This window comes from Klebsiella spallanzanii, assembly GCF_902158555.1.
Taxonomy (GTDB): Bacteria; Pseudomonadota; Gammaproteobacteria; order Enterobacterales; family Enterobacteriaceae; genus Klebsiella; species Klebsiella spallanzanii.
In genome coordinates, this window is sequence record NZ_CABGGS010000043.1 from 225,388 (window position 1) to 247,548 (window position 22,161).

21 protein-coding genes are annotated in these 22,161 nt (G+C 51.4%); 10 read left to right on the forward strand and 11 right to left on the reverse strand.

Annotated features, from left to right (window positions below):
- Positions 1 to 70: 70 nt before the first annotated feature.
- Positions 71 to 1,522, reverse strand: a complete 1,452-nt coding sequence (gene tolC, locus FN082_RS21705; RefSeq protein ID WP_142982347.1) for an outer membrane channel protein TolC — start codon at positions 1,520 to 1,522, stop codon at positions 71 to 73.
- A gap of 195 nt (positions 1,523 to 1,717) precedes the next feature.
- Between tolC and nudF the strand changes: the two genes are divergently transcribed.
- Genes nudF through parE form a run of 5 tightly spaced genes read left to right on the forward strand, consistent with a single transcriptional unit; the run spans position 1,718 to position 6,122 of the window.
- On the forward strand, positions 1,718 to 2,350 hold the full coding sequence (nudF, locus tag FN082_RS21710) for an ADP-ribose diphosphatase (protein ID WP_139540494.1): 633 nt from the start codon (positions 1,718 to 1,720) through the stop codon (positions 2,348 to 2,350).
- Entirely contained in the window at positions 2,347 to 2,769 is a 423-nt protein-coding gene (locus FN082_RS21715; RefSeq protein WP_139540492.1) for a DUF1249 family protein, read from the forward strand. Before nudF ends, FN082_RS21715 begins: the two co-directional genes overlap by 4 nt.
- Positions 2,770 to 2,793: 24 nt before the next feature.
- The gene (gene cpdA / locus FN082_RS21720) at positions 2,794 to 3,621 is read left to right on the forward strand and encodes a 3',5'-cyclic-AMP phosphodiesterase (RefSeq protein WP_023321648.1); all 828 of its coding nucleotides are present in this window, start codon (positions 2,794 to 2,796) and stop codon (positions 3,619 to 3,621) included.
- A complete protein-coding gene (gene yqiA, locus FN082_RS21725) occupies positions 3,621 to 4,196 on the forward strand; it encodes an esterase YqiA (protein WP_139540489.1) in 576 nt (191 codons plus the stop codon). Before cpdA ends, yqiA begins: the two co-directional genes overlap by 1 nt.
- A gap of 30 nt (positions 4,197 to 4,226) precedes the next feature.
- The gene (gene parE / locus FN082_RS21730) at positions 4,227 to 6,122 is read left to right on the forward strand and encodes a DNA topoisomerase IV subunit B (protein ID WP_139540486.1); all 1,896 of its coding nucleotides are present in this window, start codon (positions 4,227 to 4,229) and stop codon (positions 6,120 to 6,122) included.
- A gap of 43 nt (positions 6,123 to 6,165) precedes the next feature.
- Here the strand turns inward: parE and FN082_RS21735 are convergent, their stop codons facing one another.
- From FN082_RS21735 to qseB, 4 genes are all read right to left on the reverse strand, one after another.
- Positions 6,166 to 6,480, reverse strand: coding sequence for a putative quinol monooxygenase (locus FN082_RS21735; protein WP_004105848.1), 315 nt, complete (start codon positions 6,478 to 6,480; stop codon positions 6,166 to 6,168).
- 90 nt (positions 6,481 to 6,570) lie between these two features.
- Positions 6,571 to 7,152: an NAD(P)H-dependent oxidoreductase gene (locus tag FN082_RS21740; RefSeq protein WP_139540483.1), complete on the reverse strand. Its 582-nt coding sequence runs from the start codon at positions 7,150 to 7,152 to the stop codon at positions 6,571 to 6,573.
- A gap of 109 nt (positions 7,153 to 7,261) precedes the next feature.
- Positions 7,262 to 8,611 (reverse strand): quorum sensing histidine kinase QseC, encoded by a 1,350-nt coding sequence (gene qseC, locus FN082_RS21745; RefSeq protein ID WP_142982348.1) that lies wholly within the window; start codon positions 8,609 to 8,611, stop codon positions 7,262 to 7,264.
- Positions 8,608 to 9,267: a quorum sensing response regulator transcription factor QseB gene (gene qseB, locus FN082_RS21750; protein ID WP_142982349.1), complete on the reverse strand. Its 660-nt coding sequence runs from the start codon at positions 9,265 to 9,267 to the stop codon at positions 8,608 to 8,610. Before qseB ends, qseC begins: the two co-directional genes overlap by 4 nt.
- Positions 9,268 to 9,418: 151 nt before the next feature.
- Here qseB and FN082_RS21755 point away from each other — a divergent pair, with 151 nt between their 5' ends.
- From FN082_RS21755 to ftsP, 5 genes are all read left to right on the forward strand, one after another.
- Complete coding sequence (locus FN082_RS21755) at positions 9,419 to 9,826, forward strand: YgiW/YdeI family stress tolerance OB fold protein (RefSeq protein ID WP_139540474.1); 408 nt, start codon at positions 9,419 to 9,421, stop codon at positions 9,824 to 9,826.
- Positions 9,827 to 9,903: 77 nt separating this feature from the next.
- Complete coding sequence (locus FN082_RS21760; protein WP_142982350.1) at positions 9,904 to 10,773, forward strand: AraC family transcriptional regulator; 870 nt, start codon at positions 9,904 to 9,906, stop codon at positions 10,771 to 10,773.
- Between the two features lie 122 nt (positions 10,774 to 10,895).
- Positions 10,896 to 13,154: a DNA topoisomerase IV subunit A gene (gene parC, locus FN082_RS21765; RefSeq protein WP_139540467.1), complete on the forward strand. Its 2,259-nt coding sequence runs from the start codon at positions 10,896 to 10,898 to the stop codon at positions 13,152 to 13,154.
- Between the two features lie 150 nt (positions 13,155 to 13,304).
- Complete coding sequence (gene plsC, locus FN082_RS21770; protein ID WP_142462110.1) at positions 13,305 to 14,042, forward strand: 1-acylglycerol-3-phosphate O-acyltransferase; 738 nt, start codon at positions 13,305 to 13,307, stop codon at positions 14,040 to 14,042.
- An 84-nt stretch (positions 14,043 to 14,126) separates the two neighbouring features.
- Complete coding sequence (gene ftsP / locus FN082_RS21775) at positions 14,127 to 15,539, forward strand: cell division protein FtsP (protein ID WP_139540463.1); 1,413 nt, start codon at positions 14,127 to 14,129, stop codon at positions 15,537 to 15,539.
- A gap of 48 nt (positions 15,540 to 15,587) precedes the next feature.
- On the opposite strand, the gene FN082_RS21780 is transcribed toward ftsP, so the two are convergent.
- From FN082_RS21780 to FN082_RS21805, 6 genes are all read right to left on the reverse strand, one after another.
- Complete coding sequence (locus FN082_RS21780) at positions 15,588 to 16,895, reverse strand: TRAP transporter large permease (protein WP_142466777.1); 1,308 nt, start codon at positions 16,893 to 16,895, stop codon at positions 15,588 to 15,590.
- A 10-nt stretch (positions 16,896 to 16,905) separates the two neighbouring features.
- Entirely contained in the window at positions 16,906 to 17,388 is a 483-nt protein-coding gene (locus FN082_RS21785; protein WP_142466778.1) for a TRAP transporter small permease, read from the reverse strand.
- A gap of 40 nt (positions 17,389 to 17,428) precedes the next feature.
- Complete coding sequence (locus FN082_RS21790; RefSeq protein WP_142462107.1) at positions 17,429 to 18,412, reverse strand: TRAP transporter substrate-binding protein; 984 nt, start codon at positions 18,410 to 18,412, stop codon at positions 17,429 to 17,431.
- Between the two features lie 81 nt (positions 18,413 to 18,493).
- Positions 18,494 to 19,516, reverse strand: a complete 1,023-nt coding sequence (locus FN082_RS21795) for an Ldh family oxidoreductase (RefSeq protein WP_142982351.1) — start codon at positions 19,514 to 19,516, stop codon at positions 18,494 to 18,496.
- Positions 19,517 to 19,526: 10 nt separating this feature from the next.
- A complete protein-coding gene (locus FN082_RS21800; RefSeq protein ID WP_142982352.1) occupies positions 19,527 to 20,543 on the reverse strand; it encodes a zinc-binding alcohol dehydrogenase family protein in 1,017 nt (338 codons plus the stop codon).
- Positions 20,543 to 22,012 (reverse strand): mannitol dehydrogenase family protein, encoded by a 1,470-nt coding sequence (locus tag FN082_RS21805; protein ID WP_142982353.1) that lies wholly within the window; start codon positions 22,010 to 22,012, stop codon positions 20,543 to 20,545. Before FN082_RS21805 ends, FN082_RS21800 begins: the two co-directional genes overlap by 1 nt.
- Positions 22,013 to 22,161: the final 149 nt, after the last annotated feature.

Consider the following 22,161-nt stretch of genomic DNA (forward strand, 5'->3'; position numbering starts at 1 on the left):
TTACGTTGCCTTACGTTTAACGCTTCGCTTACCCGGTTGGATAAGCGAAGCGCGCGTTATGCAAGGCCGATTACTGGCGGAACGGATTGCTGCCGCTGGTACTGGTACGTGCTGAAGCGGGTTTTGCCGCTGCGGTATTGCTATAACCGTCAGCGCTGGCATCCTGCTGCGGGTTTTCCGGCGCTACGCTATCTGGCGAAGTCGGAATAGGTTTACCCAACGTATTGTTGAGCGCAACCAAGTCCTGCTCGTTCAATGTACCGAGAGCAGACTTAATATTCAGCTCGTTAATCAGATAGTTATAACGCGCGTTGGAGAGCTGTTGTTTAGCATTATACAGCGTAGTCGTCGCATCCAGCACATCAACAATGGTACGAGTACCAACCGAATAACCCGCTTCCATCGCATCCAATGAGCTCTGAGCGGAAACTACGGCCTGTTTGTAAGCGTTAATGCTGCTGATTGACGCGTTTACGTTATTAAATGAGGAACGAACGGTCTGCACCACGCTACGGTGAGCGCTTTCCAGCTGCTCGCTGGCACCCACGAAGTTGTACTGCGCTTGTTTAACCTGCGAGTTGACCATTCCACCCTGATACAGTGGCAGCGAGAAGCTCAAGCCGATTTTGTTCTGCCCGGCATCGTTGTCTGGTGTTGTGCTCTTAGAGCCGCTGTAACGGTTATTCGATACTCCACTGGACGCGTTTAAATTCAGGGTCGGCAGATGACCGTCCTGCGCCTGGCGAATCTGCTCGCGTGCCAGATCCTGGCTCAGGCGAGCCTGCAGCAGCGACAGGTTACGGTTTTCCGCTTCTTTCAGCAGCGCATTGACCGCAGACGGTTTGTTGGTTTTAAAACCATCAACATTAAGCGAGGCCAGCTCCGGGTAGTAGTTGCCGGTGACCTGACGCAGTTCTTCTACGGCGTTGTCGAGATCGTTACGCGCGGTGACTTCGTTTGCCAGTACGGCATCGTACTGTGAACGGGCGTTTTGTACGTCAGTAATCGCAACCAGACCCACGTTAAAACGCTGAGTGGTCTGATCTAACTGGCGATAAATAGCCTGTTTCTGCGCTTCGGTATAGGAGAGCGTATCGATAGCGGCCAGAACTTTAAAATAGGCGGTTGCGGTATTCAGAATCAGCGTTTGTTGGTCCGTTTGATAAGTGACGTCCTGAATGCCGGCGGTTTTTTCCTGCAGCGTCAGCGAGCGCCATTTCGACATATCGAACAGAACCTGCGTTAACTGCAGTGAGCCGCTGGTGACGTTGGAATTCTGGTCTTTAGAATCACGGAAGCCGCTGGTATAGGTATAATCAGCACCCAGACCGAGCTGTGGTAGTAATGGGCTACGCGCTTCGTTGATCTTTTCGAATGCGGCATCACGATCGGCTGCTGATTTACGCAGATCAGGGTTACTGATGCGCGCCTGCTGATAAACCTGCATCAGGTTTTCTGCCTGGCTCATGGCGCTGAAGCCAGTCAGGCCCAGGCCGATAAGGATGGGAAAGAGTTTCTTCATTTGCATTCCTTGTTGTGAAGCATTTAGCGCTACTCAAATTCTAAAAATAATCACTGATTGTATCGAGTCTGTTACCGTAAAAAGTTGGCGTTATGTGCCATGGGGCGGTAATTTGCACCAATCTAACATACGAGCCATAAAACGGTAGCCACACCGCCTATAAATTCATAACTTCATGTTCTACAGGATATCGAAATGAGCGACGTCAATCAGCAGGGGATTACCTTCTCTAAAAACGATGTAGAAATTATTGCACGCGAAACGCTTTATCGCGGTTTTTTTTCGCTCGATTTATATCGTTTCCGCCATCGTCTGTTTAACGGCGATATGAGCGGCGAAGTCACTCGCGAAATTTTTGAGCGCGGTCACGCCGCAGTCTTGCTACCCTTTGACCCGGTACGTGACGAAGTTGTGCTCGTCGAGCAGATCCGCATTGCCGCCTATGATACCAGCGAGAGCCCGTGGTTACTTGAAATGGTCGCCGGCATGATAGAAGAAGGCGAGTCTCCAGAAGATGTTGCCCGCCGTGAAGCTGTTGAGGAAGCTGGGCTCGATGTTGGCAGAGTAAAACCAGTGCTGAGCTATCTGGCCAGCCCCGGAGGCACCAGCGAGAGGCTGTCTATCATGGTGGGTGAAGTCGATGCGACCACGGCAAAAGGCATTCATGGCCTGGCCGATGAAAATGAGGATATTCGCGTGCATGTGGTGAGCCGGGAGCAGGCTTATCAGTGGGTAGAAGAAGGGAAGATCGACAACGCAGCCTCTGTCATCGCGCTGCAATGGCTGCAACTGCATTATCACAATTTACGCAATGAGTGGACAAAATGAAGCGTTATACTCCTGACTTCCCTGAAATGATGCGCCTGTGTGAAACTAACTTTGCCCAGTTGCGCCGCCTTTTGCCGCGAACGGATGCGGTGGGTGAGAAGGTGAGTTATCAGGTTGGTAACGCGCAATACCGATTAACGATCGTCGAATCGACCCGCTACACTACATTAGTGGCGATTGAACAGACGGCACCGTCGGTGAGCTACTGGAGCCTGCCGTCAATGACGGTTCGGCTCTATCACGATGCAATGGTCGCTGAAGTGTGTTCAAGTCAGCAGATCTTTCGCTTCAAAGCGCGGTATGATTATCCTAATAAAAAGTTGCATCAACGCGACGAAAAGCATCAAATTAATCAGTTCCTGGCCGATTGGCTACGATACTGTTTAGCACATGGAGCGATGGCGATTCCGGTTTGTTAGCGTCGTGAAACCTAAGGACACCATTTGGAAAGCCTGTTAAACCTACCTTTGGCTGGTGAGGCCAGAGTCAGGATATTACAAATTACTGATACTCACCTGTTTGCTGAAAAACACGAAACGCTGTTAGGCATCAATACCTGGGAAAGCTATCAAGCCGTACTGGATGCCATCCACGCCTCACAGCGAGAATGCGACCTGATTGTAGCAACAGGCGATCTGGCGCAAGATCACTCCGCCGCGGCCTATCAGCATTTTGCTGAAGGCATCGCGAGTTTTGCTGCACCCTGCGTCTGGCTACCGGGCAATCATGATTTTCAACCGGCGATGTACAGCACGCTGCAGGAATCCGGTATTTCCCCTGCCAAACGTGTATTGCTGGGCGACCATTGGCAAATCTTGCTGATGGATAGCCAGGTGTTCGGCGTGCCGCACGGTGAGCTGAGCGATTTCCAGCTTGAGTGGCTTGAGCAGAAGCTGGCGGAAGTCCCTGAACGATATACGCTGCTGCTGTTGCACCATCATCCTCTGCCATCAGGTTGTAGCTGGCTGGATCAGCATAGCCTGCGCAATGCCGGGGCGCTTGATTGCGCGCTGGCTGCTTTTCCCCGCGTTAAGCACCTGCTATGCGGTCATATTCACCAGGAGCTGGATCTTGACTGGAACGGGCGGCGAATGATGGCTACGCCATCTACCTGCGTGCAGTTTAAGCCACATTGCGCTAACTTCACGCTTGATACCGTCTCTCCTGGCTGGCGCTGGCTGGAACTGCATCCAGACGGCACATTGACCACCGAAGTTTGCCGCCTTGAGGGCGTGAAATTTCACCCGGATATCGCTTCAGAAGGATACTGATGTCTACGCTTCTCTATCTGCATGGTTTTAACAGCTCACCGCGGTCAGCGAAAGCGACAGCGCTGAAGGAGTGGCTGGCGCAGACTTACCCTGAAATCTCTATGGTGATACCTGAACTCCCGGTTTACCCCGCGCAAGCGGCGGAACATCTGGAGGCGATTGTGCTGGAGCATGGCGGAGAGCCGTTGGGCGTTGTCGGGTCATCGCTGGGGGGATACTACGCCACCTGGCTGTCGCAGTGTTTTATGCTGCCTGCGGTGGTAGTGAACCCTGCAGTGCGTCCGTTCGAGCTATTGAACAATTTTCTTGGCCCCAATGAGAATCCATACACGGGGCAGCAATATGTGCTAGAGTCTCGCCATATTTACGATCTCAAAGTCATGCAAATTGACCCGCTGGAAGCGCCGGATTTAATCTGGTTATTGCAGCAAACGGGTGATGAAGTGCTTGATTACCGCCAGGCCGTTGATTATTTCGCCTCCTGCCGACAAACGGTAGAGGAGGGCGGTAATCACGCATTTGTTGGCTTTGAAGATCATTTCACTCAGATTATCGATTTTCTGGGCCTGCGCTGAGCGGTTCAGAACGACCTACGAATACACACCATGACGCAATCTTCATATAACGCTGATGCCATTGAGGTACTCACCGGGCTAGAGCCGGTTCGCCGCCGTCCGGGAATGTACACTGATACTACACGTCCCAACCATCTTGGTCAGGAAGTTATTGATAACAGCGTGGATGAGGCCCTGGCCGGTCACGCGAAACGCGTGGAGGTCATTCTCCATGCCGACCAATCGCTGGAGGTTATCGACGACGGGCGCGGAATGCCGGTGGATATCCATCCTGAAGAGGGGGTTCCTGCGGTTGAGCTGATTCTCTGCCGACTGCATGCGGGAGGAAAATTCTCCAATAAGAACTATCAGTTCTCCGGTGGTCTGCATGGCGTAGGGATTTCAGTGGTCAACGCTCTCTCCAGGCGCGTTGAGGTGAATGTACGTCGCGACGGTCAGATCTACAGCATCGCCTTTGAAAATGGCGATAAAGTCGAAGATCTCCACGTGACTGGCACCTGCGGTAAGCGCAATACTGGCACTAGCGTGCACTTTTGGCCGGATGAAAGCTTTTTCGATAGCCCGCGCTTTTCCGTTTCGCGCCTGTCTCATTTATTGAAAGCCAAAGCCGTTCTTTGCCCAGGTGTAGAAATTGTTTTCCGCGACCTGGTCAACGATAGCGAGCAGCGCTGGTGCTATGCCGATGGCCTTAACGACTACCTGTGCGAAGCGGTGAATGGTCTGCCGCTGCTGCCGGAAAAACCGTTTGTTGGTAACTTCTCCGGCGATACCGAAGCGGTTGACTGGGCGTTGTTGTGGCTGCCGGAGGGGGGGGAACTGCTGACCGAAAGCTACGTCAACCTGATCCCAACGATGCAGGGCGGAACCCACGTCAACGGTCTGCGCCAGGGTTTGCTGGACGCGATGCGTGAATTCTGCGAGTACCGTAATATTCTGCCGCGCGGCGTGAAGCTGTCAGCAGAGGATATCTGGGAGCGCTGCGCCTATGTGCTTTCCGTGAAGATGCAGGATCCGCAGTTTGCCGGGCAAACTAAAGAGCGACTCTCCTCACGTCAGTGCGCCGCGTTTGTTTCCGGGGTAGTCAAAGATGCCTTCAGCCTGTGGCTAAACCAGAACGTCCAGTCGGCAGAGCTGCTGGCGGAGATGGCGATTTCCAGCGCCCAGCGCCGCCTGCGCGCGGCGAAAAAAGTGGTGCGCAAAAAGCTGACCAGCGGCCCGGCGCTACCCGGTAAACTGGCGGACTGCACTGCGCAGGATCTGAATCGAACCGAACTGTTCCTCGTGGAAGGTGACTCCGCAGGCGGATCGGCGAAACAGGCACGCGATCGTGAATATCAGGCGATCATGCCGCTTAAAGGTAAAATCCTGAACACCTGGGAAGTCTCTTCTGATGAAGTTCTGGCGTCTCAGGAAGTGCATGATATTTCGGTCGCCATCGGTATCGATCCGGACAGCGATGACTTAAGCCAGCTGCGCTACGGTAAAATCTGTATTCTGGCGGATGCGGACTCCGATGGTTTGCATATCGCGACGCTGCTGTGCGCGCTGTTCGTCAGACACTTCCGTACTCTGGTTAAACATGGCCACGTGTATGTAGCGTTGCCGCCCCTGTACCGTATCGACCTCGGCAAAGAAGTTTACTACGCGCTCACCGAAGAAGAGAAAACCGGCGTGCTGGAGCAGCTCAAGCGTAAGAAAGGCAAACCGAACGTGCAGCGCTTTAAAGGACTGGGTGAGATGAACCCAATGCAGCTGCGTGAGACGACGCTGGATCCGAATACCCGCCGCCTGGTGCAGCTAATTGTTACCGATGAGGACGAGCAGCAAACGACCGCCGTGATGGATATGCTGTTAGCGAAGAAGCGTTCTGAGGATCGGCGTAATTGGTTGCAGGAGAAGGGCGATCTGGCTGAGCTGGACGGATAAAACAGAAAATCGGCCGGGAAACCGGCCGATTTACTTTGGTCGCTTAAATACCTGATTCCAGAATACGAATATTCATTTCCAGCACGTCGCCTTTAACGGCTTCGCCGTAGGCTTTCATATGCGGAGTCTGCAGGTGCGCTTCAAGATGCGCGACGCTTTCCCACTGCTCGACCATCACGATAGAGTCCGGGGAGGTGGTCTGAAAACTGACGCCAGCGGCGTGATCCACCAGCGGCGCATAGCCGTGGCAGCCTTCTTCCTGGAGAACGGTCGGGGTAATTTTTGCGAACTGATCCAGCACCGCCTGACGATGGTGTTGTCCCGGACGAGTGCGAATTTCAGCAATCACTGTCAACATGGTTAACTCAACTCCTTCTGTATATTCTCATCATACTTCAAGCTGCCGCTATGGTAGCCGCGCTTGTCGTCTTTTCATAACTCAATACAGTTAACCAAAAATTTCAGCCAGATGCTTGCGATATTCTGCCGTATAGCGTGGAACATCAGGCATTTTGATCACATCGTTAGCGATGAAGGTCGGCAGGGCGCTCATCCCAAGGAACTGGTTGGCCTTATGGAACGGCAGATAAACGCCGTCAACGCCAACGCCGTGGAAGAACTGATCTTTATCCGTAAAGGCTTCCATAGGCGCGTTCCAGGTCAGGGACAACATGTATTTTTTGCCCTGAATCAGACCGCCGGAGCCGTATTTTTTACTGGCATCGGAGCGGGTACGACCATCGCTGGCATACAGAGCGCCGTGACCTTCGGTAAATACGTCATCAATGTACTTTTTCACCGTCCACGGCGCGCCCATCCACCAGCCAGGCATCTGCCAGATAACCACGTCAGCCCAGAGAAAATTCTGCACTTCTTCTTTGATGTCATATTCGCTTTCAGCGCGGACGACTTTAACATCATGCCCGGCGTCGCGCAGGTAACCCTCCGCGACCTCGGTCAGGGTGTCGTTTAGCTGGCCGTTAGAGTGGGCGAATTTTTTCGCGCCGTTGATAATCAGGATGTTGCTCATTTTTTATCCTCAACTTTTCAATTTTGTGAGTCATTCTACCTCTGCGTGCAGAATGATAAAATGAGCAAAATGTGCAAAGTCTTTTGCATTTATAGCAATAATGTTGCTACTACCAGCGAATACGCGCTTCGAATCCGCCGTCCCGGGCGTTACCGAAACTGGCCGTCATGCTGTGCAGCGTGGCGATGCGTTTGACGATGGATAGCCCAAGACCGCTGCCGGGTTGTTCCTGTCCCGGCGGGCGATAAAAGCGCTCGCCGATGCGTGCCAGGGCTTCAGTGCTAATGCCCGGGCCGTTGTCGCGTACGCGAAATTCACGTACATCAAGGGTAATATCAACCTGGCTCCCGGCGGTGCTATAGCGCACGGCGTTATCTAAAAGATTACGCACCAGCAGGCTTAATAGCAGCGGCTGTCCGGTTCGCATGACGTTGGCAGCGTTAAGGTGCAGGCGTAGCTCGACTCCGGCCTGTTGAGCGGGGTGGTACATATCCATCACTGCTGACTGGAGTAGTTCATCAAGAGAGATAGTCTGGACATCATCCAGCTGCGCCAGCGAATCCAGACGCGATAGGGTAAGTAGCTGATCGACCAGGCGGGTCGCGCGATCGATACCCTGGTGGAGCTGCGCCAGCGCTTTATCCAGCCCTTGCGGATCATCCATTGATAACTGGGCAACTTCGGTCTGCACCTTCAGCGCCGCCAGCGGGCTGCGCAGCTCGTGGGCGGCATCGGACGTGAAGCGACGCTCACGAGTCATGGCGTCATGCGTTCGGATAAACAGCTGATTGAGCGCGTCAACCAGCGGGCGGACTTCATTGGGTACGTTCTCGTTATTTAGCGTTTCGGCGGAGTCCGGCGCGCGGGCGCGCAGCGTGTTGGCGAGTTTTTTTAGCGGTGCCAGTTCGCGGCTTAACAGCACGATGAGCAGCAAAAACATCAGCGGCAGCGCAACCAGCCAGGGGGTGAGCTGGGAGGTGACGATATCCAGGGCCATTTCACGACGGTAATCCCACTCCTGGCCGACTGCGATGCGATGGCGGCCATCACGGGTAGTGAGCCACAGGAAGCGCCACTCGTCGTCGTCGTCGCGCAGATAGCCGTCGCTGAACCCCTCCCGATTGCTGTCCCACAGAATATCCTGACCATTTTCGCCATCGTTGAGCACCATGTTGCCATCACTGGTAAAGATAGCGAAAGCCAGCGCGTCATCGTCGAGATGGCCGTGTTTGACCTTCTTTTTGGCCCGCACCTGCGGAGCGAGAGTGTGAAGCTCGTCGAAATTCATCGCGCTAAGTCGGCGGGCGAACAGCAGTTGCTGGGTATCGAATAGCTTATCCAGCTTATCGGTGGTTTGTTGCCAGGCGACAAAACTGGCAATGCCCCAGGCGGCGCTGGTTAGCAGCAGGAAAAGTAGCGTCAGTCGAACGCGCAGGCTCAGTCTGCCCAACCGTTTCATGCATCCCCCAGGGTATAGCCGATACCGTGAACGGTGCGAATGAAACCGCTGCCGAGCTTACGGCGCAAATGGTGGACGTGCACTTCTATCGCGTTGCTGGAGACATCGTCATCCCAGTTATAGAGTTTTTCTTCAATCAGCTTACGTGGTAACACGCGTCCGGCGTTGCGCATGAGGAGTTCCAACAGGGCGAACTCCTTGGGTTTGAGCGGCAGATTCTCTCCATTCAGCGTGGTCGTGAGTCGGCCAGGATCGAGGACAATATTGCCGTGCCGCAGCTCGCTGCTGCTCTGCCCGTGGGCGCGGCGCATCAGCGCTTCCAGACGTGCGGCAACTTCAATGAGCGCGAAAGGTTTGCAAAGATAGTCATCGGCACCGAGCCGAAGCCCTTCAACCCGCTGGCTGAGCGCGTCGCGGGCGGTAAGGATCAGTACCGGTTCATGGCGGCCTTTGTCGCGCCATTCGCGCAGGATATCCAGCCCATCAATGCCGGGAAGGGTCAGGTCCAGAATAATGGCGTCATAGGGGGCGTTGTACAGTGCGGCTTTTCCTTCCTCGCCGCGGGTAAACCAGTCGACGCTGAATCCCATTTTTGTCAGCCCGGCTTTGATGCCGTCACCGATCAGTTTATCGTCTTCCACCAGTAAAATGCGCATTCTCCTGCTCCTGTATCCCTCGGCTATTCCAGCAGTAAAGCGCGTTGCGGCGCGCCCTGTACAGGAATAAAATTTATTTTTACCGCTTAAGAAGTTGTTAAGTTTTGCCCGGTGTAATAGTGACGATATAAACACAAAGGGAGAACACATCATGAAGAAAATCGCCGCAATGACCGCTATCATCGCTTTAGTTTCCATGCCGGTACTGGCCGCTGAGCAGGGCGGATTTTCCGGACCTGGCACGACGCAAACCAGCCAGACGACAACGCAAAACGGCGGGTTTATTGGCCCGAACGGGAGCGTAACAACGGTTGCTAATGCGAAAACTCTGCGTGACGATACCTGGGTCACCCTGCGCGGTAAAATCGTCGAGCGTATTTCCGACGACCTGTATAAATTCCAGGACAGCTCCGGCACCGTGAACGTGGATATCGACCATAAGCGCTGGAACGGCGTGACCGTGACTCCGCAGGATACGGTAGAAATTCAGGGCGAAGTCGACAAAGACTGGAACTCGGTAGAAATCGACGTGAAGCAGATTCGTAAAATCGCGCCATAATTTCCAGAATACATTCAGCAAGATCGGTCAGGAACCGCACTTCTCGCTCTGTCAGAGTATGTTTCCGGGAGGATGCGATGAACGATACTCATGTAAGCCCGGCCTCTGCCGGGCGTTTTCAGCAAGTGTGCTTGTATATTGAACGCCATCTGGACAAGCCGCTATCGCTGGAGACGCTCAGTGCGATAGCCCACAGCTCGCCTTATCATTTTCACCGGCAATTCAGTGCATATAGCGGGGTACCGCTATATCGCTATATCCAGTGGCTACGCCTGCGTCGCGCCTGTTGGCGGCTGGCGTTTAATCCACAGGAAAAAATCATCGATATTGCCCTTGATGCGGGGTTTCAAAACCCGGAGTCGTTCAGCCGCGCTTTCCGCAGCGCGTTCGCGCAAAGCCCCAGCCAGTTTCGCCAACAACCGGACTGGCTGGAATGGCATCGACGTGTGCCGAAACATACGCTACAGGAGCAATACCCGATGGATGTTAACATAATCCAGCTACCCACCACTCAGGTCGCGATGCTGCGGCACCGCGGCAGCCCTGACTTAGTCAATGAGACTGCCGGGATGTTTATCGCCTGGCGTAAGGCGAGCGGCTTGTCCCCGGTCGCCAGCTGCGAGACCTGGGGTGTTTCATGGGATGACCCCGCCGCGACGCCGGCTGAAGATTTTCGTTTCGATATTTGCGGTACGGTCAACCAGGCGGTACCGGAAAACGCCTTCGGCGTGGTGAACGGAGAAATTCCCGGCGGACGCTGCGCGGTTGTGCGTCATCACGGCTCGCTGGATACGCTCGCGCAGAGTATTTGGTTTCTTTATCGCGATTGGTTGCCTGCTTCGGGTGAGTCGCTACGCGATTTTCCGGTTTTCTTTCGCTACCTCAATTTTGTGCATGAGGTGGGGGAGCATGAGCTGCAGACGGACGTTTATCTGCCGCTGAACTGAAGGATGATCGCTGAATTCCTCAACTGGCCTAACGCCCTGTGACTCAGGGCGTTAGATAAGGTATTATCGCCGGTAGTTTTGCCGTCCGAACGGCCGGTATGCAGATTGAGGATCCACGATTAATGAGCGATATGGCAGAGCGCCTTGCGCTGCATGAATTTACGGAAAACGCTTACCTGAACTATTCCATGTACGTCATCATGGACAGGGCGTTACCGTTTATTGGCGATGGCCTGAAACCGGTCCAGCGTCGCATCGTCTATGCGATGTCTGAACTGGGGCTGAACGCCAGCGCAAAGTTTAAAAAGTCCGCCCGCACCGTCGGCGACGTGCTGGGTAAATACCATCCGCACGGCGATAGCGCATGCTATGAAGCCATGGTGCTGATGGCCCAACCTTTCTCCTACCGCTACCCGCTGGTCGATGGTCAAGGGAACTGGGGGGCGCCGGACGATCCAAAATCCTTCGCCGCAATGCGTTATACCGAATCCCGTTTGTCGAAGTATGCTGAACTGCTGCTGAGTGAACTGGGGCAGGGCACCGTTGACTGGGTACCAAACTTCGACGGCACCATGCAGGAGCCGAAGATGCTGCCTGCCCGCCTGCCCAATATTTTGCTGAACGGTACCACCGGTATTGCCGTCGGGATGGCGACGGATATTCCGCCGCACAACCTGCGCGAGGTCGCCCAGGCGGCGATCACCCTGATTGAAAAGCCGCAAACCTCGCTGGATGACCTGCTGGATATTGTGCAGGGCCCGGATTATCCGACCGAAGCGGAGATCATTACCCCTCGTGCCGAGATCCGCAAAATCTATCAAAATGGTCGCGGCTCGGTACGGATGCGCGCGGTGTGGACGAAAGAGGACGGCGCGGTGGTGATTAGCGCATTGCCGCATCAGGTTTCCGGCGCCCGCGTGCTGGAACAGATCGCGGCCCAGATGCGCAATAAAAAGCTACCGATGGTTGATGACCTGCGCGACGAATCCGATCACGAAAACCCAACCCGTCTGGTTATCGTCCCACGTTCTAACCGCGTGGATATGGAGCAGGTGATGAACCACCTGTTCGCGACGACCGATCTGGAAAAGAGCTATCGTATCAACCTGAACATGATTGGTCTCGATAACCGTCCGGCGGTAAAAAACCTGCTCGAAATCCTTACTGAATGGCTGACTTTCCGCCGCGATACCGTGCGCCGCCGTCTCAGCTATCGTCTGGAAAAAGTCCTCAAACGCCTGCATATCCTTGAAGGTTTGCTGGTGGCGTTCCTGAATATCGATGAAGTTATCGAAATTATCCGCCACGAAGATGAGCCGAAGCCCGCTCTGATGTCGCGTTTTGGCATCAGCGAAACCCAGGCGGAAGCCATTCTGGAGTTAAAACTGCGCCATCTCGCCAAACTGGAAGAGATGAAGATTCGCGGTGAGCAGAACGAACTGGAAAAAGAGCGCGATCATCTTCAGGGTATCCTGGCCTCTGAACGTAAAATGAATAACCTGCTGAAGAAAGAGCTGCAGGCCGATGCCGATGCCTTTGGCGACGATCGCCGTTCGCCGCTGCGCGAACGTGAAGAAGCGAAAGCCATGAGCGAGCACGATATGCTGCCGTCCGAACCGGTTACTATCGTACTGTCGCAGAGCGGCTGGGTGCGCAGCGCCAAAGGTCACGATATCGATGCGCCGGGGCTGAACTATAAAGCGGGCGATAGTTTTAAAGCCGCGGTCAAAGGGAAGAGCAACCAGCCGGTGGTCTTTATTGATACCACCGGGCGTAGCTATGCGATTGACCCGATCACGCTGCCGTCAGCACGCGGGCAGGGCGAGCCGCTAACCGGTAAGCTGACGCTGCCGCCGGGGGCAACGGTTGAACATATGCTGATGGAAGCGGATGAGCAGAAGCTGCTGCTGGCTTCCGATGCAGGCTACGGATTTATCTGTACCTTCAACGACCTCGTCGCGCGCAACCGCGCCGGTAAGACGTTGATTAGCCTTCCAGATAATGCGCACGTGATGCCGCCTCTGGTGATCGAGGACGAGTCCGATATGCTGCTGGCTATTACCGCAGCCGGGCGCATGCTGATGTTCCCGGTGAGTGACCTGCCGCAGCTGTCGAAAGGTAAAGGCAACAAGATTATCAATATTCCATCGGCGGAAGCGGCTTCGGGCCAGGATGGTCTGGCGCATCTGTTTGTCCTGCCGCCGCAAAGTACGCTGACTATTCATGTCGGCAAGCGGAAAATCAAACTGCGTCCGGAAGAACTACAAAAAGTCACCGGCGAGCGCGGCCGTCGCGGCTCCCTGATGCGCGGGTTGCAGAAAATCGACCGGGTGGAGATTGATTCACCGCGTCGCGCCTCGACGGGCGATAGCGAAGAGTAAGATAAACCTCTCCCGCGTGGGTATGCGGGGGAGTTAATATTTACCGCAAAATCGTTGTTTATTCAGGCATTGCGATTAACAAAAGCAACGCACATGCAACTTGAAGTATGACGGGTATAATTCTAAGCGGTTTGGGTTTTAGAGGTAGCTATGCTATTCATTTTTCGACTAATTATCGTTGTCATCTATTGTATTCTGGTGTGCATCTTCGGCTGTATTTACTGCTTGTTCAGTCCGCGTAATCCTAAGCACGTCGCCACTTTCGGTCACCTGTTTGGCAAGCTGTCACCGGTCTTTGGCCTGAAAGTAGAGCTGCGCAAGCCCGCTGATGCGGAAAGCTATGGCAACGCCATCTATATCGCTAACCACCAGAATAACTATGATATGGTGACGGCATCGAATATCGTTCAGCCGCCGACTGTGACCGTCGGTAAAAAGAGCCTGGCGTGGATCCCGTTTTTCGGCCAGCTCTACTGGCTGACGGGGAACCTGTTGATTGATCGCAATAATCGAGCGAAAGCGCACGGCACTATTGCAGAGGTGGTGAACGCGTTTAAAAAGCGCAAAATCTCTTTTTGGATGTTTCCGGAAGGGACCCGCAGCCGTGGTCGCGGGTTGTTGCCTTTTAAAACCGGCGCTTTTCATGCGGCTATCGCGGCGGGCGTGCCCATTATTCCTGTATGCGTGTCGAATACATCGAATAAAATTAATCTTAATCGCCTGAACAACGGTCTGGTGATTGTAGAAATGCTGCCGCCGATAGATACCAGTCAGTATGGCAAAGAGGGCGTTCGCGCGCTGGCGACGCACTGTCGCGAGCTGATGTCCGCCAAAATTGCTGAACTGGATAAAGAAGTTGCCGAGCGCGAAGCGGCGGGAAAGAAATAACACAGGAAACGCCGCGAACTGCGCGCGTATTGCTGGCGGGAAACGAATTCCCTTGTTAATTAGTCAGTATCTCATGGAGTTAATATGTCACTCAGTCGGCGTCAGTTTATTAAGGCTTCAGGCGTAGCGCTGTGCGCAGGCGCCGCGCCGCTGAAGGCACAGGCCGCTGGTCAGCAGCCTGCGCTGCCGATCCCTCCTCTGCTGGAGTCCCGCCGCGGCCAGCCGCTATTTTTGACGCTGCAGCGAGCGCACTGGTCGTTTACGCCCGGTACTCGTGCATCGGTGTGGGGGATTAACGGACGCTATATGGGGCCTACGATTCGCGTCTGGAATGGCGACGATGTGAAGCTGATTTATAGCAACCGCTTGACGGAAAATGTCGCGATGACCATCCGTGGTCTACAGGTTCCCGGTCCGCTGATCGGCGGTGCGGCGCGCATGATGTCCGCCAACGCCGACTGGGCTCCGGTACTGCCGATCCGCCAAAGCGCGGCGACGCTGTGGTATCAGGCCAACACGCCAAACCATATGGCGAAACAGGTCTATAACGGCCTCGCCGGCATGTGGCTGGTGGAGGATGAGGTCAGTAAGAACCTGCCAATCCCTAATCACTACGGCGTTGATGATTTCCCGGTGATTATTCAGGACAAGCGTCTGGATAACTTCGGCACGCCTGAGTACAGCGAACCTGGAAGCGGCGGCTTCGTTGGCGATACGCTGCTGGTGAATGGCGTACAGGGGCCGTTTGTTGAAGTTTCGCGCGGCTGGGTGCGTTTGCGCTTACTGAACGCTTCCAACTCGCGTCGCTATCAGCTTCAGATGAGCGATGGTCGATTGCTGCACGTCATCTCCGGCGACCAGGGACTGCTTCCTGCGCCGGTTTCGCTCAAGCAGCTGTCGCTGGCCCCCGGCGAGCGGCGAGAAATTCTGGTCGACATGACCAACGGTGATGAAGTATCGATTACCTGCGGAGAAGCGGCGAGCATCGTCGATCGTATCCGCGGTTTCTTCGAGCCGTCGAGCATCCTGATTTCAACGCTCATTCTGACGCTGCGCCCGACGGGTCTGCTACCGCTGGTGACCGATAGCCTGCCGGTGCGTCTGCTGCCAACGGAAATTCTCGCCGGAGCCGCGATTCGCAGCCGCGATATTACTCTTGGCGACGATCCGGGCATTAACGGCCAGCTGTGGGATCCGCAGCGTATCGATATTACCGCGCAGCAGGGGACCTGGGAGCGCTGGACGGTACGTGCCGACCGCCCGCAGTCGTTCCATATTGAAGGCGTTATGTTCCAGGTGCGTAACGTCAACGGCTCTGCGCCGTTCCCGGAAGATCGTGGCTGGAAAGATACCGTTTGGATCGATGGGCAGGTTGAGCTGTTGGTCTATTACAATCAGCCTTCCTGGCCACACTTCCCGTTCCAGTACTTAAGCCAGACGCTGGAGTTAGCCGACCGCGGTTCAATTGGCCAGATTCTGGTGAATCCGGCGCCTTAAAATATCACATCGAAACGGGCCTGATACGATCGGGCCCGGATGCGGTGGTTAAGACGGTGCAAACAGAGTGGGCAGCATTAAGCTGACCTGCGGGAAGTAGCAGATAATAGCCATGACAACAAATAATGCCAGAAACATAGGCAGCAATGGTTTTATCACCCGATCGATGCTCACTTTTCCAATACTGCACCCGACAAACAGAATGGTGCCTACCGGTGGTGTACAAAGCCCAATCGTTAAGTTAAAGACCATGATGATGCCAAAGTGAATCGGATCTATCCCCAGATGCTGTGCTATGGGTAAGAATATTGGTGTAAATATCAGTATCGCTGGCGTTATATCCATGAAAGTGCCGACAAAGAGTAAAATTATATTAATAATAAATAATATTACCCATTTATTCTCTGACATACTGGTAATCATTTCATTAATAAATTCAGGAATGTCAGCATTCGTCATTGCCCATGACATTCCCATAGAACAGCCGACCAGCAATAATACAATTGAACTGGTTACGACGGACTCCAGAAGTATGCCATGGATTTTTTTGAGATTAATCTCTTTATAGATCACCGCTAAGCCTAAACTATAAATAACTGCTATAGCGGATGCTTCAGTCGGCGTAAATACGCCACAAATAATACCACCAATAATAATGAATATAAGAAGTAAGCTGGGTATTGCATCACGAAATACGGTCAGGAACTGATGACGATTAATTCTTTGGGCTACTGGGTAATGATGACGCCGAGCATAAAATGCTGCCACGGTCATTAATGCCAAAGCTGTAATAATTCCGGGAATATAGCCTGCCAGAAACAATGCTGCAACAGAGGTCCCCCCGCTTGCCAGGGAATAAACGATAAGTACGTTGCTAGGCGGGATCATCAGACCTATTGGTGCCGAGGCAATATTGACTGCTGCGGAGAAAGCAGGGTCATAGCCTTCTTTCTCTTGTAAAGGCGACATGATACCGCCTACCGCAGCGGCTGAAGCGACCGCCGAACCGGATATGGCACCGAATAGCGTGTTAGCCAGGATATTACAGTGAGCCAGTGAACCGGGAAGACGGCCAACAAGGGCCTGCGCCAGGTTAACCAGCCGCCTGGCGATTCCCCCGGTATTCATAATATTTCCAGCTAATACAAAGAATGGGATCGCCAGTAATGTAAAACCATCCAGACCTACCGTCATTTTCTGTGAAATGACAGAAATTGCTGCATCAGGAGGTAATGCAATAATGATCGAAAATAATGAAGAAAGTCCAATGGCAAATGTAATTGGTACTCCAATTGCCAGCATTGCGACAAAACTTCCAAATAAAACGATTATAGGGTAAATATATTCGAAGTCCATACTTCCCTCATCAATGAGAATGCCTGTTATGATAGTTTTCTACGATATTTGATATGGTATAATAGAGTAGAATTACGCCACTAATAGGCATAACCCAATACACTTTATCCATAGGCCATTTTAATACCGGCGAGATCTGATTAACATGCGCTGCTTTTTCTACGACAATATTTCCACCGTAAATCATGAAAACTACAGCAAAGATTGCAATGACTATCTGGATGAAACTATCAAGCCGCCGTGCTGTTAACGGTGATACTTTTTGCGCAAGGAGATCGATTGATAAATGTTTTTTTATGCCAGCGGTATAAACGCCTCCGAGTAATATTATCCACATAAAGAGTATTTGTGTGAATTCATCAATAACCGTACTTGGTGAATTAAATATAAAACGAGCGATAACTTGCCATGAGACGCAGACGACCATGATCGCTAAAATGGTACAACATAATCCAGCGAGTATTCTATTAAGGGCATTTGTTAACGTTTGCATATAACATCCCGTAAAGGGCAGGGCTAGCCTGCCCATAGATTTACATATTTTCTACCTGGTCCAGATCTTTTGCTGATTGCGCATCTTTAACGCGAAACTCATCATAGAGCGGCTTAACGCGTTGCCTGAATTCTGATTTATCGACCTCGATTACCTTTGCATTCATCGCTTTTATTTTCTCGTAGGCCTCTTTTTCTGCCTCCGGCCAAATAACATCTTTCATTTGCAGCATGGATTCATCTGCCGCTTTGTATAATGCCTCACGATTTTTATCACTCAAGGTACTGAGTACCTTGGTGCTAACGACCAATACATCAGGAACCATGGTGTGTTCATCTTTCGAATAGACTTTTGCAACTTCTGCGTGGCGCATATCTGCATATACGACGGTGCTATTTTCGCCACCATCAACAACACCTTGTTGGAGGGCGGTATATAACTCTCCTTGAGCCATTGGTGTTGCTACACCACCCAATGCTTTAATCATGGCAATCGCGCTAGGACTGGATTGAACGCGGATTTTCATGCCAGCTAAATCTTCAGGCTTGGTGATCGGTTTATTGGAGTAAAGGCTTCTGGCACCACCATCATAATAAGTTAATCCAATGAAACCTTTGCTTTCTGAAGATTTTAAAATTCTTTTCCCAAGATCGCTTTGCAACACCCGATAGTAATGATCACGATCCTTAAATAAAAAAGGAAGGCTAAACAGGCTATACTCGGAAGCAAAAGATTCTAACGATGCAGCATTAACTTTCACCATCTGTAAGGCACCTGAATTCATAAGCTCAAGTGATTCTCGCTCATTACCAAGCGTTGCATTTGGGTAAATCCTAATCACCAAATCGCCATCAGAGTACTCTTTTGCTTTTTCAGAAAGATAGCTCATCGCTTTATGTACGGCATGGCTTTTGTCCTGATTATGGCTGAGTTTTAACGTTGTTTTAGCCAACGCAGAGTTAGCCATTAATATGCAGCTGGCAAGTAGTATAATAGATATTTTTAATCTTCCAGAGGTTTTCATATAATATCCTTCTTATGTTTTAATTAAAGCGATGGGAGGCCACCGCCTTTTATAACGGATGATAATTTATCTTAAATTAATTTAATCGTGACAAGGGCTTTCAGAGAGATATTTATAAATTCCTGATGCAACTGGAATCCCATGTTTATGACATTTTTCTTTATAAATCATCTGTGGGTCATTAGGTGCTAAAACTTTTTCAACGCCAGGGACCGGTTTGACCGCGCGTAGTTCAGTGACCATTTGCGCCATTTTTGTAGAGAACTCATTGTTGCCTAATTTTTTCGGGTCAATCACAATGATTAAACTGGCGAGTTTGCGCATTTTGTCATAATCACCATACATTCGTACAATATGATTACCAAAGCTTGCGCCCATTAATATCCCGGTTAATGCATCTATCGCCAGTGCAATGCCTGAACCTTTATGCCCGCCAAAGGGGAGTAAATTTTCAATTTTATGCGGGTCGGTGGTGACGTTGCCATCTTTATCAATCGCCAGGCCTTCGCCAATAGGTTTACCTGTTTCTTTGGCATGTAAGATTTTGCCAAAAGCCGTCGCGCTGGTAGCCATGTCGACGATCATCGGGTAGCTATTTTCGACAGGAAACCCGAAGGCGATAGGGTTCGTGCCTATAAAGCGCTCCGCACCGCCGTGAGGCGCTACGCAGGTATCCGTTTGGGTCATGACTAATGCGATCATTCCCCGGTTAGCGACTCTCTCGGCGAAGTAGGATAATGCCCCACAGTGGGAGGTGTTTTTTACGCCGACAAAACCCAGTCCATGATTTTGTGCGAGCTGAATGGCATGATCGGCGGCTTTAATCAGAGCTGAATGTCCCATACCGTCATCTGAATCCAGAATCGCGACGGATGGTGAAATTTGTTCAATGTTAAACCGTGCTTCTTTATTTAATCCACCGGCTTTCAATCGAGTACAATAATGCTCAACGCGCATAACGCCATGAGAGTGTACCCCGGTAAGATCGGCATGTACTAATACATCTGTAACCTGCTGTGCAGTTTGTTCGTCAAGGCCGGCAGAGAATAGTTTTGCATACACCAGAGATTTTAAGTTCTCTTCCTTTACATATACTGTAGACATTTTAACTCCATTAAAAATTGATAACGCCTTTAACCATTTGCTTGTTTTCAACAACGTTTTTTTGGTAGTTGTCGCCAATGGTGAAAAAGTCAAACTCAGTGTTTTTCATCATGTTTTCATTGATTAATCCGGCGCTCATTAATTGAATAACGCACTCAAAATCTTCGCGTGTGGCATTGCGGCTGCTTATTAGCGTAGTTTCTTTTTTATGGAATGTGGGATCGTCCATAATAAGCTCGCCGATATATAATCCAATAAATACAACCTTCCCACCGTGGCGAATGAGATTAATATCGTTACTCATCGAGGCTTTGTTGCCCGTAGCGTCAAGTACCGTACAGGCGAGTTCGCCGTTAAACAGGCGGCGTAATTCGCTAATAAAATCCTCTGCCGTCGGATCTAATGATTCGACGCCAATATTCTGGTCAACCAACTGTCGACGCTTAGCATCAATATCGGCAACGACAACCGTCGCGCCTTTGGCTTTAGCAATCGCGGAGGTGGCTAAACCAATGGGGCCAGCACCGATGACCAGGATATTTTGCGCAGGCTGTACCTCTGCGCGGCGAACGGCATGAGCCCCAATCGCGAAGCATTCCACTAGTGCTCCGGCGCTATCGCTTAATTGCTCGGGAAGTTCAACCAGGTTTTGTTCACGGACGGCAAGATATTCGCTAAAACCGCCATCCTGATGGACACCGTAGAGCGATACGTGTTCACAACAGTTGGTTTTTCCTTCTTTACATGCAGCACATTGGTTGCACGGGATACAAGGGATCACGGAGTAGCGCTGGCCATTCTTTATACTGGCGCACTCTTTGCCTGTGGCAACCGCTTCGCCGCAGATTTCATGCCCAAGCACTCTGGGATAGGAGAAAAAAGGTTGGCGACCGGCGAAAGCATGAATGTCGGTGCCGCATATCCCGACGGCTTTAATCTTTAATAATGCTTCGTCGTTTGCAGGTACCGGCACTGGTCGTTCAATATATTCGATGCTGCCAGGATTATGGCAAATTAAGGTTTTCATTAAATGTCCCCAGATAATAAATGAGCAATTGTTTTCTCTATGCCTGATAAATCAATGTGCATAAATGTATTTTTTATTTCTTCGATAAAAAGCATGTCTTTATTTAACTTGCCAAATATAGATTCAATTTGTAGTAAGGAATGCGCCTGCTGCCATGCCGAGTGCTGACCGGCTATGGTTTCTATAAATAGCGGTAATAGTGGGTCGCTAATATTCTGCTTGCTGCTAATGTTTTTTATTACATAATGCAGCCAGCCAGCAATCAATATTGAAAGAGCACTATTATTTTTTTTCCGTTCATGCAATATTTTCCAGGGCGTAAGGGCCCGCTGGGGGAGTTTTTGTGAGCCATCCATCGCGATTTGCGCAGTTCGGTGCTTCACATTGCAGTTGCTAAACCGTTCAAGAAGTAAATCTGCGTAGCTATCCAGAGGAATATTCAGCTGTGGGCTTAACGTTTGCGCCTGTTCGTTAATCATCAGAAGACGGGTGGCGGCGCGAAATTGCGGATCCTCCATGCATTGATAGATAAATTCGTAGCCCGCCAGGCTACCGTTATAGGCCAAAAACGAGTGGCTGCCATTTAGCATCCGGAGTTTCATTTCTTCATAGGGTTGAACATCTGCAACAAACATTGCGCCCGCTTTATCCCAGTCAGGACGACCGCGAACAAAGTTGTCTTCAATAACCCATTGGCGGAAATCTTCACAGACGATTCCGCAAGGGTCTGCATAGCCTGTTTTTTCTTGCAGCATGGCGAATTGTTGTTCGGTCATCGCTGGCACGATTCGATCGACCATGGTTCCAGGAAACGTCACGTTTTCTGCAATCCACTCTCCCAGGTCAGCATTGAGACGAGTTGCGAAGCCAACAACCGCATTGCGGGTAAGATGGCCGTTATCAGGGATGTTGTCGCATGAGAGCACGCTGAAAGGAGATAAACCGAGATCTTTACGCCGCTGCAGAACGCAGACGATCAGTGCAATCGCTGATGTTGGCTGCTGTGGGTTTTCAAGATCCTTGATGATCAAGGGATTGGAGAAATCTAATGCCCGTGTCTGTGGATCGATGCAGTAACCTTTTTCCGTAATCGTCAGGGAGACGATTTTAACCTGCGGTTCAAGGAGTTTTTCTATTGCCGCTTCAATTCCGCTCGCCGGGGTATGGATCCCGCCAATCACAGAACGGACCAGGCGCGAAGTGTTTGCGGATGAGGAGGTTTCCAGCACGCTAAAAAGGCCTTCCTGATGGTTTAGTGTGTTGACCAAATCAGCAGTGCCAAAAAGATTTATTTCAAATATTCCCCACGCTTTTTCTGAAACCTGGTTGGCGAGATCGCTATAAATGGCCTGGTGACCCCGATGAAATGCCCCGAAGCCAATATGGATGATATCGGCCTGAAGATCTTCACGCGGGTAGCTTGTCGCGGCATCGTACCGAGCTGTTGTTATATTTTCCTTTCCTGACATCGTGGTATCACTCTTGTGGTTTTCATTAAACTTCGTAGACCAATTTATGATAATCACTAGACCAAAAAAAGTGATTGAAGTCACATAAATAAACAAGGGTAAGAATTCGAAGAAATGTTTGTGTCGCGTTTTATTGTAATAGTATGATT

Excerpts from the sequence above, each read along its gene's own strand:
- tolC (WP_142982347.1), bottom strand. The coding sequence starts at position 1,522 with ATGAAGAAACTCTTTCCCATCCTTATCGGCCTGGGCCTGACTGGCTTC.
- nudF (WP_139540494.1), top strand. The coding sequence starts at position 1,718 with ATGAGCGACGTCAATCAGCAGGGGATTACCTTCTCTAAAAACGATGTA.
- FN082_RS21715 (WP_139540492.1), top strand. The coding sequence starts at position 2,347 with ATGAAGCGTTATACTCCTGACTTCCCTGAAATGATGCGCCTGTGTGAA.
- yqiA (WP_139540489.1), top strand. The coding sequence starts at position 3,621 with ATGTCTACGCTTCTCTATCTGCATGGTTTTAACAGCTCACCGCGGTCA.
- parE (WP_139540486.1), top strand. The coding sequence starts at position 4,227 with ATGACGCAATCTTCATATAACGCTGATGCCATTGAGGTACTCACCGGG.
- FN082_RS21735 (WP_004105848.1), bottom strand. The coding sequence starts at position 6,480 with ATGTTGACAGTGATTGCTGAAATTCGCACTCGTCCGGGACAACACCAT.
- FN082_RS21740 (WP_139540483.1), bottom strand. The coding sequence starts at position 7,152 with ATGAGCAACATCCTGATTATCAACGGCGCGAAAAAATTCGCCCACTCT.
- qseC (WP_142982348.1), bottom strand. The coding sequence starts at position 8,611 with ATGAAACGGTTGGGCAGACTGAGCCTGCGCGTTCGACTGACGCTACTT.
- qseB (WP_142982349.1), bottom strand. The coding sequence starts at position 9,267 with ATGCGCATTTTACTGGTGGAAGACGATAAACTGATCGGTGACGGCATC.
- FN082_RS21755 (WP_139540474.1), top strand. The coding sequence starts at position 9,419 with ATGAAGAAAATCGCCGCAATGACCGCTATCATCGCTTTAGTTTCCATG.
- FN082_RS21760 (WP_142982350.1), top strand. The coding sequence starts at position 9,904 with ATGAACGATACTCATGTAAGCCCGGCCTCTGCCGGGCGTTTTCAGCAA.
- parC (WP_139540467.1), top strand. The coding sequence starts at position 10,896 with ATGAGCGATATGGCAGAGCGCCTTGCGCTGCATGAATTTACGGAAAAC.
- plsC (WP_142462110.1), top strand. The coding sequence starts at position 13,305 with ATGCTATTCATTTTTCGACTAATTATCGTTGTCATCTATTGTATTCTG.
- ftsP (WP_139540463.1), top strand. The coding sequence starts at position 14,127 with ATGTCACTCAGTCGGCGTCAGTTTATTAAGGCTTCAGGCGTAGCGCTG.
- FN082_RS21780 (WP_142466777.1), bottom strand. The coding sequence starts at position 16,895 with ATGGACTTCGAATATATTTACCCTATAATCGTTTTATTTGGAAGTTTT.
- FN082_RS21785 (WP_142466778.1), bottom strand. The coding sequence starts at position 17,388 with ATGCAAACGTTAACAAATGCCCTTAATAGAATACTCGCTGGATTATGT.
- FN082_RS21790 (WP_142462107.1), bottom strand. The coding sequence starts at position 18,412 with ATGAAAACCTCTGGAAGATTAAAAATATCTATTATACTACTTGCCAGC.
- FN082_RS21795 (WP_142982351.1), bottom strand. The coding sequence starts at position 19,516 with ATGTCTACAGTATATGTAAAGGAAGAGAACTTAAAATCTCTGGTGTAT.
- FN082_RS21800 (WP_142982352.1), bottom strand. The coding sequence starts at position 20,543 with ATGAAAACCTTAATTTGCCATAATCCTGGCAGCATCGAATATATTGAA.
- FN082_RS21805 (WP_142982353.1), bottom strand. The coding sequence starts at position 22,012 with ATGTCAGGAAAGGAAAATATAACAACAGCTCGGTACGATGCCGCGACA.